Here is a 14324-nt window from a genome sequence, read left to right as displayed (position 1 = left end):
GCTCACGCCGCCTGCTTGTCGACATCGTACTTGCGCGGCCGCGGCTTGATCAGCGAGGTGTCGACCGGCTCGTAACTCAACTGTGGTCCGTCGGAACTCCAGCGCGCCACCGTCGTCTTGAGAAACTTCGCATCGTCACGTTCGGGAAACGCCGGCTTGTAGTGCGCGCCGCGACTCTCATCGCGGCGCAGCGCCCCCTGCGTGATGACCCGCGCCAGTTCGAGCATGCTCCACAGTTGCTTGATGAACGACACTTCCTGATTGGCCCATCGGCTCTTGTCGTTGAGCCCGATGTCGCTCCAGCGGTCCTTCAACTCGATCAGCTTGTTGTCGGTTTCACGGAGCTTCGCGTTGTCGCGGATCACGGTGACGTTCGCCGTCATCCACTCGCCGAGTTCCTTGGCGATCGAGTAAGCGTTTTCCTTGCCGTTCATGCGGTAGATCTTGGCGAACGCTTCCTCTTGCCGCTTCTTCTCCAGATCGAGCGCGCGCTCGGCGCCATTTGCGTGCTTCCCGCGCGCGTAGTGCGCCATCGCTGGCCCCGCGATCTGGCCGCTATAGAGACACGAAAGCAGCGAGTTCGCCCCCAATCGATTGGCGCCGTGGTACTGATAGTCGACTTCGCCGGCCGCGAACAGCCCCGGGATGTTGGTCATGTGCGAGTAGTCCACCCACACCCCGCCCATCGAATAGTGCATGCCGGGAAAAATCTTCATCGGCACTTTGCGCGGATCGTCGCCCATGAACTTCTCGTAGATCTCGAGCACGCCACCCAATTTTCGATCGAGTACGTGCGGATCGATGTTGGTCACATCGAGATAGACCATCGGCTCGCCGTTGACGCCGAGGTTCATCTCGAAGACGACCTTGAAGATCGCGCGCGTCGCGATATCGCGCGGGACGAGATTGCCGTAGGCGGGATACATTTCTTCGAGGAAGTACCACGGCTGACCGTCCTTGTACGTCCACACCCGGCCGCCTTCCCCGCGCACCGACTCGGAGATCAGCCGCAGCTTGTCGTTGCCGGGAATCGCCGTCGGATGCACTTGGATGAACTCACCGTTGGCGTAGGTGGCTCCCTGTTGGTAGGCGATCCCCGCCGCGGCACCGGTGTTGACGATCGAGTTCGTACTCTTGCCGAAGATGATCCCCGGCCCGCCAGTGGCGAGCATGACCGCGCCGGCCGCGAAGGCTTGAATCTCCATCGTGCGCCCGTTCATCGCGATGATGCCGCGGCAGCGTCCGCCTTCATCTTGCACCGCAGACAGGAACTCCCAAATCTCGAATTTTCGCACCAACCCGGCGGCCTCGTGGCGACGCACTTGCTCGTCGAGGGCGTAGAGCAATTGCTGTCCGGTGGTGGCGCCGGCAAACGCGGTCCGATGATGCTTGGTGCCGCCGAAGCGGCGGAAGTCGAGGAAGCCTTCGGGTGTGCGGTTGAACGGCACGCCCATGCGGTCGAGCAGAAACACGATCCCGGGCCCGGCCTCGCACATCGCCTTCACCGGCGGTTGGTTGGCGAGAAAGTCACCGCCGTAAATTGAATCGTCGAAGTGCTCCTGCGGGGTGTCGCCCTCGCCCTTCCAATTCACCGCGGCATTGATGCCGCCCTGCGCGCACACCGAGTGCGAGCGTTTGACCGGCACCACCGAGAAGAGATCCACCGGGATCCCCATCTCAGCGATCTTGATCGTGGTCATCAACCCCGCGAGGCCGCCGCCAACGACTATCAATCGCTCGTCTGCCATTGCGATGCGTCCTTCACTGCTTCGTCTACTGTTTTGGCGGGCCCGGACTCACCGGAACGCCGCGACAATCGCCACGCCGGACACGCCCATCACCACGAACAGCAGCGTACACGCGTTCTGCACCGCACGTTGGGCGCGCACGCCAACCGTGATGCCCCATGTGATGCAGAAGGTCGAAACGCCGTTGGTCAGATGGAACGCCGCCGCTAGAATCCCGATGAGGTAGACGCCGAACCACAGCGGATTGCTGATCCACCCGTGCATGGTCTCGTAACTGATCGGCACACTCCAGACGTAGTTGTAGAAGCGCGTGGTGAACATGTGGAAGGCGAGGAACAGGAACGCCGCAATCCCGCTGATCCGCTGCAGCGAGAAGTACACGTTGCGCGTGTAGCCATAGCTGGTGAAATTATGTTGCGCTTCTTGCACGATGAACAGCCCGTAGATCCCGTGAAACGCGATCGGCAGCCACAGCAGGAAGATCTCGATCAACAGCAAGAGGAACCACGGCGTCGACTCCAGCGTCTCGGCCGCGTGATCGAACACCTTGGGCCCGGCCAGGATCGTCACGTTGATCGCGTACACATGCACCAGCATGTAGAACCCGATCGGCACGATGCCCGACAGGCTATGTAAGCGGCGCAGCAAGAAGTGTCTGCGGTCATCCATCGGCATACGCTCAGCGTCCCCCGACATTCTCTCCATCCCTACAGAGCCATCGAACCGCCGCCAAGAAAAATGAAATCGAATTGCGGCTGGCAGAAGTGTCGCTGCTACGCCTTGGGAAGAAACTTCTCCGTCGCCTCGACCAGCTCGCGCACGTGGCTCACCGACACATCGAGGGCCTTGCGCTCGGCAGCCGTCAGCTCGATCTCCACGACCCGTTCCACGCCGCCGCTGCCGATCACGACCGGGACGCCGACGTAGAACCCATTCACGCCGTACTCGCCTTCCAACAATGCCGCGCACGGGAGCACCTGCTTGCGATCGAACAGGTATGCCTCGGCCATCTGAATCGCCGCGTGCGCCGGCGAGTAGTACGCCGACGTCTTGAGCAAGTTGACGATCTCTCCGCCGGCCTGACGGACGCGCTGCTCGATCGCATCGAGTCGCGCCGCGGGAATCAACTTCTCGACCGCGACCCCGCCGACCTGACAGTAGCTACGCACCGGCACCATGTCGTCGCCGTGGCCGCCGAGGACGATCGCGTTCACGCTCTGCACAGACACGCCCAACTCCATGGCGATGAAAGTGCGATAGCGCGCCGAGTCCAGCACGCCAGCCTGCCCGACGACGCGCTGCTTGGGAAACCCGGTCAACCGCTTCATCGCCGTCACCATCGCATCGAGCGGATTGGTGATAACGATGACGAACGCGTTCGGCGCGCGATCGCGGATGTTGCTCGCCACATCACCCATGATTTTGGAGTTCACCGACAGCAGATCGTCACGGCTCATCCCTGGCTTGCGCGCCAAGCCGGCAGTGACGATGCATACGTCGGCGCCCTCGATGTCGTCGTACTTATTGGTGCCGACGATCGCGGCGTCGAAGCCTTCGATCGGACCCGCTTCGAGCAAGTCGAGCGCCTTACCCTGCGGCAGCCCCTCGACTACATCGAAGAGCACCACATCGCCCAAGCCCTTGATGGCGCTCAAATGCGCCAGAGTCCCACCAATCATACCGGCCCCGATCAGGGCGATCTTCTTGCGTGCCATGCTGTACCTTTCTGCGCGAGAATTCGGAGACGTAAAATGCAAAACGCAATCCGGGAACCTTCTACGTTTTACGTTTCACGCGCGCAAGTCAGGCCACCTCCACCCCGACTACCGGATCGGCAGGAGCGTAGTCGAGCCTGCCGCCGATGCTCGTCAACGCAACTCTGCTCACCCTCACGATTCTTCCCGCAGGCCCGCCGGACGATATTCCCATGCCGCCGAGGAACAAATTCCGTCCATCCGGCCCGCGCGAATCGACGTACTCGTGCATATACACGGCAGCTACGCCTGGCGTAGGCTTTGCTGTTTGTAGTGCGCCGTGACCTGGATACAGACCTCACCTAGTACCCGCGACCGAACCCAGACATTGCTTCGGTTTCTACACCAGGTGGGGCGACTCAGTTCCCGCGATGCCGCGCGGCTCGTGGAGTTGGCGAGCGCCAACGATCGACCGGTCGAGCGTCTGCTGGAGCAAGAAGGGCTGATCACGCAGCGGAACCTCGCCATCCTGTTGGGTGACGCACTGCAATTGCCCCTCGTGCAACGCTTCCGCCAATCGATCTCACGTCCGCAGAGCCAACTGTCGGAGACGGCCGCTCGCGTGGCAATCGAGATGCTAATCGAGGACGGCCTTGTCCGGCTCGCAGAAGGCGCGACACCTCACATACCGAGTGGAGCAAGCGAACAGACCGTCCAACCGTCGGCACAGCCTGCGCCGCAACCGACTCCGCAGCCGAAACTCGCCACCATCGTTCGTGCCGCTCTCGCGACCCCGACGGCGGCGCGGAGTTTCCGAGCCTTAGTGGTGGACGATGACCCCGACTTGCGCCGCATCGTTCGGGCAACCATCGAGCGGTCCGGCCTCGGCCTGACGGTGATCACCGCCCAGGACGCCGACGAAGCACTCACGCTCACCGAACTTGAGCGTCCCGACGTGGTCATCCTCGATCTTTCGATGCCCGGCCTCGACGGCTACGACATGTGTCAGCGCCTGCGTCGCGCCCGCCACACGAAGCGTGTGCCGGTGTTGATTTTGAGCGCGAACGGAACCCCAGAAAGCGTCGATCGGGCCCGCCGGGCCGGTGCCAGCGATTATGTCGTCAAGCCGTTCAAGCGCGAAGACTTCATCGCCCGGATTCGCCAGCTCATCGACGGTGCCTTTGGACCGACCGTCATCACCGAGCACACTCCGGAATCGCCCTACTGAATGTCTTCCCCCTGCCTGTAGAATTCCTACGAGATCATCGAATGCCAAACGGCGACCTTCGCGCATCAACCATTGTCCGACTGGATACACTGGAGTCGCAGCGCAAGATTCTCGCGGGGCTGCTGGCGCGCTTCACCGCTGACCGCGACATGTTGATTACCACCGTGCAAGCCTGCGAGCGGCGACTCCACTCGCTCGCTGCCCGGGTCGAGAATCAACCTACTGTCGATGCCAGCGCGGCTATCGCCTCGCCCGCCATCAGCGAGATCCGCGATTCGATCGCCCAGCTTCAGGACGCGCAAACTCATGCGACCGCCGAAGCGCGCGCCACCGCCGCGCAGGCGTTAGCACGCGCCGAGGACGCCTTGCAGCGAATCGAGGGCGTCCTCAGCAACCTCTCGGACAACGGCAACAAGACCGACGAGCTGCTCGCCTGCGTCGTCGCCGATCAAGACACGCTGATGGGCGCGTTCCAGGAGGGTGTCCGACGCGTCGAAGCCATCGCCGAACGCATCGATGCGATGACCGCGACCGCCGACGGCCACACTAGCGGCGAGAGCGCGACGCCACATTCTGAGTACGTCGGCGGTTCGCATCCGTCTCGGGCGGGAATGGCCGAACACCTGCAGGCGTTGCTTGGAGCGATCGAGTGGTACTCGGATCATCACGAACGCCTCGAGGCCGAACTCGATCGCGTCAAGGCGGTCCCCGACGATCCGTCGCCCCAGCATGATGACCGCCTCGCCACTCTCGAAGCCGAACTGAGCAAGCTCCGCCGTGAGACGGAAGCTGCATCGCACAATCCCCCGACCGCGCCCGCGCCGCCAAACGGACGGACACTGTCACTGGTCCTCGGCGCCGCAGTTGGCGCGCTTGCCGTGTTCGCGGTGCTTGCCGTCGTTCAGCGACCAGACGCCCCGCCCTCCACGATCTCGCGTTCCGCTGCCGCCGACCAAGCGGTCGTCCCCCGAGCACCGGTGCCACCTGCCGCGATTGTCGAACGAAGTGCCGACCAGCCACATGTTGCCAGCGCTTCGGCGCCGGTAGTCCCCGCCGAGCCCGCAACCGAGCCGAACGTCGCGCCCGCGGCCGTTGTACCACCTCCTATCGCATCACTTGGCGAGCCGTCGACATGGCCCACCACGCTTGGAACTGAATGGACGACCACGGCGATCGTCGAGCCCGAACACAAGCAACTATGCCTCTATCGCCGTGCGACCGACACGATCGCAAATGAAGGATGTTATCCGATCATTGCCGCGCAGACATCGGCCTGGCCCCGCTGGCTGGTAGCCAGCGACATTTCCAGCGAGCGCATCCGCCTCGTCGATGAAACTGGGAAGAAGCGGCTCAAACTCGTTCCCGAGCGACACGGCCTCGGTCCTGACGTTGCCCAGCTACGGCAGCCGGACTTCGACGTGCTATCGAGCAGCACCACGCCGTGGCGAACTGTCTGGCTCGGTGCCGACCAAGCCGCGTCCTCAACGACTCCTCAAGAGGTTGACGCACTACGCGACGCGCTGGAGGGCTGGCGTCAGGCTTGGGAACAGCGCCGGCTCGATGACTACGTCGGATTCTACAGCGCCTCGTTCGTCCCGGAATTCGGCGCCAGCGTTTCGCAGTGGCGTGCTCGCAAGGCGTCGTTGTTCGAGCACAGCGGGACGATTGCGGTGCAGATTGCCGGCTCGACCGTGGCGGTTTATCCGCCCGCACCGAACGCGCCCGACACGACGGCCGTCGTGAGCTTCGACCAGTCCTATCAGTCTGCGGTCTCGATTTCCCACGCCTTCAAAGTGTTGCAGTGGCAGCGCGGCGGCGACCGTTGGAAGATTCGTGCGGAGACCGTGCTGCACGAATCGACGCCATAGCTCCGACCTACCGATCCCGTTACTGCATACGCGCCCGCTGCGGCGCCGGTCCGCTCGCCCCCGCGTCTTGCAAGCCAGCGGCACATGCGCGATTGTCCGTGGCGCGGGAGGACATTCAATGCAAACTCGCCAACTCGGCGGATTGAACGTGTCGGCCATCGGACTCGGATGCATGGGCATGAGCGAGTTCTATGGCCCGACCAACGACGCCGAATCGATCGCGACCATTCATCGCGCGCTCGATCTCGGTGTCACCTTGCTCGACACCGCCGACATGTATGGTCCGTACACCAACGAAGAACTCGTTGGTCGCGCCGTCCGTGGGCGCCGCGACGCGGCGGTGCTCGCTACCAAATGCGGCATCGTCCGCGACCAGACCAACAAAACGGTGCGCGGCATCAATGGCCGTCCCGACTACATTCGCCAGGCGTGCGACGACAGTCTCAAACGGCTCGGCGTCGATGCGGTCGATCTCTACCAACTCCATCGCGTCGATCCGACCGTACCGATCGAAGACAGCGTCGGCGCGATGGCCGACCTGGTGCATGCGGGAAAAACGCGTGGCATAGGTCTGTCCGAGGCCAGTGCTGACACCCTTCGGCGAGCCCACAAGGTCCATCCACTGGCCTCGGTACAATCCGAGTACTCGTTGTGGAGCCGCGATCCGGAGGACAATGTCCTGCAAACCTGTCGCACGCTCGGCATCGGATTTCTCGCCTACAGTCCGCTCGGCCGCGGGTTTCTCACCGGCCAGATCAAACGGTTCGACGATCTCGCGGCCAACGACTACCGTCGCTTCTCGCCACGCTTTCAGGGCGACAACTTTCAGAAGAACCTCGATCTCGTCGCACGCATCGAGGCAATCGCCAACGAGAAGCGCTGCACCGCTTCACAGCTCGCGCTCGCCTGGGTGCTGGCGCAAGGCGACTTCATCGTGCCGATCCCGGGCACCAAGCGGCGCACGTACCTTGAGGAGAACCTCGGCGCATTGAACGTCACCCTGAGTGCCACCGAGCTCGCGCGCATCAACGAAGTCGCGCCGCACGGCGCCGCCGCGGGATTGCGCTATCCTGAAGCCATGATGCAATCCGTGAATCGCTAGATCGAGGCGCCGTCGCTAGCGTGCCCCTCGTCGACGAGACGTAGCGATGATCTGCGCGAGCTGCCAAAGAACCAATCCGGCTGACGCGCGCTTCTGCGCTGGCTGCGGCAAGCCGCTGGTCCCCACGCTGCCCGGCGTGTGGACGCGAGAGCGAACCCAACGCGCAGTTCTGCCTCGGCTGCGGCGCGTGGCTAGTAGGCAGTAGGCAGACGGCATTAGGCAGCTCCCCTCTGCCCCTAACCCCCAACCCCGTAACCCCTAACCCCCTGTCCGAAGCGCGCAAAGTCGTCACCATCATCTTCGCCGACCTCATCGGCTCGATGTCGCTGCATGAACGGCTCGATGCGGAGTCCACGCGCCGGCTGATGGACCACTACTACCGAGCGCTGCGTGCCGCAGTCGAAGGGCACGGGGGCACCGTTGTGAAGTTGCTCGGTGACGGCGTCATCGCCGCGTTCGGCGTGCCGCGTGTGGCCGAGGACGACGCCATCCGCGCGGTGCGCACGGGCGTCGCCATGCAGCATGCCTTCCGCGAGCTGGCCCGTGCAGAGTTCGCAGCCGTGGGAGACATCGGCCTGCGCGTCGGGATCAACACCGGCGAGGTCGTGGTCAGCGTCGGCAACGACGACGTCGTTGGCGATCCGGTCAACGTCGCGGCGCGCTTGCAGCAGGAAGCGCACGACGGCGACGTGCTGATCGGCGAGGCGACGCGTCGCCTTGTCAGCGAACTGGTGACGCTGGCGCCGTTCGGCGTGCTCTCTTTGAAAGGTCGGGCCGAAACGGTCGCGGCGTACCGCGTGGTGTCGCTCGACCGGCCCGCCGGTGCCGCGGCAACGGCGTTCGTCGGGCGCGACGACGAGCTGCGGCGCCTGGTGGCGGTGTACGACGCGGCCGTCGCAACACCTGCCGCGCGCCTCGCGGTCATCCTCGGCTCGCCGGGGTTGGGCAAGTCCCGCCTGCTCGATGAACTCGGCCGCCGACTCGGCGACGGTGCCACAGTGTTGACCGCGCATTGCGAGTCCGCCAGCGGCGCCACGTTCGCCCCGATCGCGAAGGCGGTGCGAAAGTGGCTGGGCGTCGAGAGGACGAATCCGTCCGATCCGTCGGATCCGACCGATCTGGCCATCGCCGCCGCCTTGCCCGCCGCCACCGACCGTGCGCGCATCGCCGACAGCATCGCCGCGTTGCTCGCCGGCACGCCGGCCTCGCCGGAGGAGACCTTCTTCGTCGTCCGCCGCTTCCTCACCGCGCTCGCCACGCGGCAACCCGTGCTCCTCGCCATTGATGATCTGCAATGGGCGGAGCCGTTGCTGCTCGATCTCGTCGAGCATCTGGTGCAATGGGGCAAGGGCGTGCCGCTGCTCGTGCTCGCCGGAGCGCGCCCCGAGTTGCGCGACGCGCGCTCGTCGCTGGCCACGTCCGGTGGTCTGGTCAGTGAGGTCGTGACCCTCGGCGGGCTCGACGCCGCCGCGGCGACGCGCTTGGCCGCCAACGTGATCGGCGCCGACGCGTTACCCGCCGCCGTCGCCGGCCGCGTGCTTGCCACCAGCGAGGGCAACCCGCTCTTTCTCGCCGAGCTGGTCCGCATGCTGGTCAACGACGGTGCGCTCAAGCGCGAGGGTGATCGCTGGACCGCGGCGGTGGATCTCGCCGCGTTCGACATGCCACCCACCATTCACGCGCTGCTCGCCGCCCGCATCGAACGGCTGCGCCCGGAGGATCGCGCGGTGTTGGAACGCGCGGCGGTGGTCGGCCGACAGTTTTCGCGCACCGCCGTCGCTCATCTCTTGCCGCGCGAGATCACCGACCTCGACGCGCGACTCGAATCGTTGCGGCGTAGTGAGCTGATCGAACCCGATGCCAGTTGGTTCCTCGGCGAGCCGGCGCTGCGCTTTCATCACGGGCTGACGCGCGATGCGGCGTATCGCCGCGTGCTGAAGGGCACGCGCGCGGAGCTACACGCACGCCTCGCCGATTGGATCGAGAGCCGCGTCGGTGAAGCCATTGAGCACGACGAGACGCTCGGCTGGCACCTGGAGCAAGCGCATCAGCACTTGCGCGAGCTGGGACCGATCGACGCACACGGGCGCGCCCTGGGCGAACGCGCGGCGCGCTATCTCGCCGCGGCGGGCCGGCGGGCACTGGCGCGCGACGACTTACCGGTGGCGGCGAACCTCCTCGGCCGTGCGCTCGATCGGCTCGATGACGCCGATCCCGCGCGCGCCGATCTCGCCCTCGACTGGTGCGAAGCGCTGCTCTCCGCCGGCGACGTGGGGACAGCGGCCAAAGCCATCGACGAACTGGGCCGCTTTGTCACTCGTTCGACTCCGGCCCCTAACCCCCAACCCCCAACCCCCGTCTGCAGGCCTGGCACACCTGCTTCGTCGGCCAGCTCGCCGTGCTCACCGATCCGCAGTCGCTGCACGCCACTACCGACGCGGTCGCTGCGGCGGCCGACGCGTTGGCGGCGGCGGGTGATGCGGCCGGGGAAGCAAAGGCGCATTTGGTGCACGCGCTGGCGCTGTCGCGTCTCGGAAAAATCGGCGCCTGTGAAGCCGCGCTCGACAAGGCGCTGGCTGCCGCGCGTCGCGCGCACGACCGGCGGCGTTCGAACACGGTGCTGGCAAACGCGCCACTGGCTGCGTTGTGGGGACCGAGTCCGGTGACGCGCGCCAGCGGGCGCTGCCTCGACGTCGTGCGCGTGCTACGCATCACCTAAGGCGCACCCGCGGTCGAGGCGGTCGCACTACGCTGCCAAGCGGTGCTCGAAGCCTTGCGTGGGCGCACCGACGCCGCGCGGCGAATGATCGCTTCTTCGCGCCGCATGGTCGAAGAGTTGGGCATCACACAACAACTGCTCGAGGCTGACGTCTTCACCGGACTCATCGACCTGCTCGAGGGCGACGCCGTCGCGGCCGAGCGCAGCTTGCGCACCGCGTACGATGGCCTGCGCGCCCACGGACTCGGCATCGACGCGGCGCGAGCCGCGGCATTCCTGGGCCGTGCGCTCCTCGCACAAGGCCGCGCGGCAGAGGCCGAAGCGCTTAGCCACGAGAGCGAGGCGCTGGCCGGCGACGACCTGCAAGCCACCATCACCTGGCGCGGCGTGCGCGCCGAAGCCTTGGCGCGACATGGCGAGCAGGCAGCCGCCATCGACTTCGCTCGTGCGGCCGTCGACATCGCCGGCGCCACCGACGTGCTGCTGCTCCACGCCGACGCCCGCCAGGTGCTCGCGACGACGTTGCGCACCGACGACCGCGGCGATGAAGCCGACGTCGAGGAGCGACGCGCCATCGAACTGTGGGAAGCCAAGGGCGCGACACTACTCGCGGAACGCCCGCTACACCGCCAGGGGGCCCTACCTCCCGGGTCCCTCCCTTTGGAAAAGGGAGGTCACAAGGGATTTGAATCGTCCGAGGAAATCTCCCTCAGTCCCCGTTCTTCAAAGGGGGAAGGGGCACCACGCCGCCGCGTCCGTCCGAACGCCGCGACCGCGAACACTGCTCGCTACGCGGCCGCGATCGCTGCCCGAGACGTCGACGCGATCGCTGCCCAGATCGCGGACGATTCCGAGGTCATGGACCATACCACCGGCGCGACCTACGACCGGCAGGCAATGCTCGCCACGTGGCGGGCGTTTCTCAGGGCCCAGGGCGGGACGTACCGGTACGAGCCGCTGGCAACCCTCGGCAACTCGCTCGCGCTCGGCCGGACGCTCATTGCGGCGAGCGGCGCGGCCAGCGAGACGTTCGATGTCGGCGCCTACGAGGTGGAGAGTGTTCTTCTGATCGAGGTCGACGCGCAAGGGCGAAGGCGGCGGAGCGAGATGTTCGCCGCCGATCGGTTGGGCGACGCCGTCGCCCGGTTGTACGAACGCTACGCCCAGCTTCTTCCCGACGGCCCCGAGCGCGTTCGCGCGATGGCCATGGCGCGCTGGGCCCCGGCGTTGGCGGGACCGTGGGGGGATCTCGATCGCCTAGCGATCGCGCCTGCCATCGAGGTCGTCGACCACCGGACCTTGGGGACTTTTTCCGCGCACGGGCAGGAAGCGGCGCGGCAAGGCATCCGCTCTTGGCTCGATCTCGCCGTCGTGGTGGCAATGTCCCTCGACGACGTTCTCAGTCTGCATTCCGGCGCGCTCCTCGGCCGCGTTACGTTCCTCGGCACCGACCGAGATGGCGGCGGCACCTTCGAGAGGCGAATGCTTCAGATCGTCGTCTACGGAACCGATGGTCTCATGACACGCTGGGAGATGTTCGACGCCGATCGCGACGCCGAGGCGCTCGCGCGCTTTGACGAGATCGTCGGAAGCAACCTCGACAGACGGGAGGGCGAGCCTTCCGGCGAGCCGTGGGCTGCGAGGAGCGGCTCGGCGGGAGCCTCGCCCTCCCAGACGGGTCTACCATCGCGAGCCGCACAGAAGCGCGGGCGCCGCGTGCGGCCGAACGCCGCGACCGCGAACGCCGCTCGATTGCAAACAGCATTGGCGGCGCGAGACTTCGATGCGCTCCTCCCGCTCTTCGCCGAAGACATGGAGGCTGTGCACCATCCCACCGGTGCCACCTACGACCGGCAACGAGCGCTCGCCGAGACTCGGCGCTCGCTGCCCCGCTACGAGAACGTGACGTTCACCCACGAGCCGCTCGCGACCCTCGGCGACTCGCTCGCATTGTGCAGCTTGTCGGTATCGGCGAGCGGAGTCGCCGACGGAGACTTCTCCCCGACGGCCCCGAGCGCGCCCGCGCCGTGGTGACGGCGCGCTCGGCGAAGACGCTGTTGGAATCGTTCGAGCCTGATCGCTGGGCCACCGCGTTCGCACCGGCCATCGAGTTCTGCGATCCCCGAACCGTCGGGATGGGGTCTGTGCACGGAGCGGATGCATTGTTGCCGGGTATTCGCGCTCTGTTCGAGCTCACGGCAGACTGGAGCACGCGCGTTGATGAGATACTCGACCTGCGATCCGACGCGCTCCTCGTACGCTGGACGAACTTCGGCACGGACCGCGCCAGCGGTGGCGCGTTCGAGCGCAACCTTTGCATTCTGTGGACCTTCGGCGTCGATGGCCTGCTGACGCGCTGGGAACAGTCCGAGGCCGATCGCGACGCCGAAGCGCTCGCCCGCTTCGACGAGCTTGTCGGGAGCAACCCCTCTGTGTCTCCTCTTGGTAAGGGGAGAACAAAAGAGGGGTCGGTGGTTCATCGCCGCGTGCGGCCGAACGCGGCGACCGCGAATTGGGCCCGCATATCTGCGGTGATCGCCGCGCGCGATGCTGATGCGCTCAACTCGCTCGTCGCTGATGAGGCGAACGTCGTGAACCATCCCATGCACTGGACCCACGGCCGGAGTGAATCCCTGGACGTCCACCGCGCGTTGATCAAGGCTCAGGACGGGGCGCTCGTGTTCGAGCCCCTGGCAACGCTCGGTGACTCACTCGCACTCGGTCACCAACGGATATCTGCGAGCGGGGCAACTGGGGAGAAGTTCGACATCGGCCCGTACGAAGTCGAGCACATCGCGGTGATCGAGGCCGACGAGCGGGGGTGTCGCCGGTACAGCGAGTTCTTTGCCGCCGACCGTTTGGGCGACGCGATCGTGCGCTTGTACGAGTGCTACGCCGACCTCCTCCCCGATGGCACCGCGCGTGACCGGGCCGCGGCGACGGCGCGCTCGGTGGCGGCGATGCTGGGACCCTACGACCCCGATCGCTACGCTCCCGCGTTGGCACTCGCCATCGAGGTCGTCGACCGCCGGACTTTGGGAACTTGGTCCGCGCGTGGAGCGGAAACGTTTCTGCAACACGTTCGCGCCATGGTCGAGCTCGCCGACACCCCCACCATGCGCGAAGACGAAGTCCTCAGCTTGCAGTCCGATGCGTTGCTCGTGCGCCGGACCCACTGTGGCACCGACCGCGCCGGCGGCGGCGCCTACGAACGTCCATTCATCGACCTGCTAGTCTTCGGAATCGATGGCCTGCTGACGCGGATCGAGTGCTTCGACGCCGATCGCGACGCCGCGGCGCTCGCCCGCTTCGACGAGCTCGTCGGGAGGTACGACGCAGCGTCGGCGGCGGAACCGCCGGCGACGCGCCTCGCGAACGCCGCGACGCGCTCAAACGACCGATTCGTCAACGCGTGGGCAGCTCGCGACTGGGAACGCGTCGCCGCGACGTTCGCGCTTGATTTCCGGCTGAGCGATCGCCGGAGCTTCGTACGCCTTGACCTCGATCGCGACCAGCACCTCGAATCCCTGCGCTTGAGATTTCAGATGGGCTCGTCCCGTGTAACGTCAGCGATCCTCGCTACGCGCGGTGATCGGCTCGCTCTCGGGCGGGTGCGGTTCGAGCTTGCCGATGGCTACGTCGGGCCGAGCGATACCGAGGCGCTGTGGACCTGCGAGGTGGACGAGCAGGGCAAACGTGTGACGATGGTCGCGTTCAACGCCGACGATCTCGACGCTGCGTATGCCGAGCTCGACGAGCGCTACGCCCCCGGGGAGGCAGCGCCCTTCGCGCGATCGGCGGCGGGGGTGCGGGCATTCAGCAGAGCGCTTGCCGGCCGCGATTGGGACGCGATGACCGCGCTGTACGCCCCCGACTTCATCATGCGGGACCACCGGCCGCTCGGTTGGGAGACACTGCGCGGCTAATCGGCGCACGTCGAGACGCTGCGCTCGCTGGTCGATCTC

General features: G+C 65.9%; 9 protein-coding genes. 6 read left to right on the top strand and 3 right to left on the bottom strand.

The features are described from left to right. Window positions 1–2 precede the first annotated feature (2 nt). From sdhA to mdh, 3 genes are all read right to left on the bottom strand, one after another. Window positions 3–1748: a succinate dehydrogenase flavoprotein subunit gene (gene sdhA / locus HYR72_23580; protein ID MBI1817971.1), complete on the bottom strand. Its 1746-nt coding sequence runs from the start codon at window positions 1746–1748 to the stop codon at window positions 3–5. 48 nt (window positions 1749–1796) lie between these two features. After that, on the bottom strand, window positions 1797–2417 hold the full coding sequence (locus tag HYR72_23575) for a succinate dehydrogenase (protein ID MBI1817970.1): 621 nt from the start codon (window positions 2415–2417) through the stop codon (window positions 1797–1799). 104 nt (window positions 2418–2521) lie between these two features. Beyond that, window positions 2522–3463, bottom strand: coding sequence for a malate dehydrogenase (gene mdh / locus HYR72_23570; protein ID MBI1817969.1), 942 nt, complete (start codon window positions 3461–3463; stop codon window positions 2522–2524). A gap of 424 nt (window positions 3464–3887) precedes the next feature. Here mdh and HYR72_23565 point away from each other — a divergent pair, with 424 nt between their 5' ends. The 6 genes from HYR72_23565 to HYR72_23540 all read left to right on the top strand — a co-directional run bounded on the left by HYR72_23565 (window position 3888) and on the right by HYR72_23540 (window position 14285). Beyond that, window positions 3888–4670, top strand: coding sequence for a response regulator (locus tag HYR72_23565; GenBank protein ID MBI1817968.1), 783 nt, complete (start codon window positions 3888–3890; stop codon window positions 4668–4670). A 41-nt stretch (window positions 4671–4711) separates the two neighbouring features. Continuing rightward, the gene (locus tag HYR72_23560) at window positions 4712–6538 is read left to right on the top strand and encodes a hypothetical protein (GenBank protein ID MBI1817967.1); all 1827 of its coding nucleotides are present in this window, start codon (window positions 4712–4714) and stop codon (window positions 6536–6538) included. A gap of 118 nt (window positions 6539–6656) precedes the next feature. After that, window positions 6657–7640 (top strand): aldo/keto reductase, encoded by a 984-nt coding sequence (locus tag HYR72_23555; GenBank protein MBI1817966.1) that lies wholly within the window; start codon window positions 6657–6659, stop codon window positions 7638–7640. Window positions 7641–7960: 320 nt separating this feature from the next. Further along, a complete protein-coding gene (locus tag HYR72_23550) occupies window positions 7961–10306 on the top strand; it encodes an AAA family ATPase (protein ID MBI1817965.1) in 2346 nt (781 codons plus the stop codon). Between the two features lie 137 nt (window positions 10307–10443). Beyond that, entirely contained in the window at window positions 10444–12393 is a 1950-nt protein-coding gene (locus HYR72_23545; GenBank protein ID MBI1817964.1) for a DUF4440 domain-containing protein, read from the top strand. Beyond that, window positions 12387–14285, top strand: coding sequence for a hypothetical protein (locus HYR72_23540; GenBank protein ID MBI1817963.1), 1899 nt, complete (start codon window positions 12387–12389; stop codon window positions 14283–14285). The genes HYR72_23545 and HYR72_23540 overlap by 7 nt, the downstream gene beginning before the upstream one ends. Window positions 14286–14324 lie beyond the last annotated feature (39 nt).

The organism is Deltaproteobacteria bacterium, from assembly GCA_016178705.1.
Lineage (GTDB): Bacteria > Desulfobacterota > Binatia > HRBIN30 > JACQVA1 > JACOST01.
The sequence above is the reverse complement of the archived record's forward strand: the minus strand, read 5'-3'. Positions and strand labels throughout refer to the sequence as shown.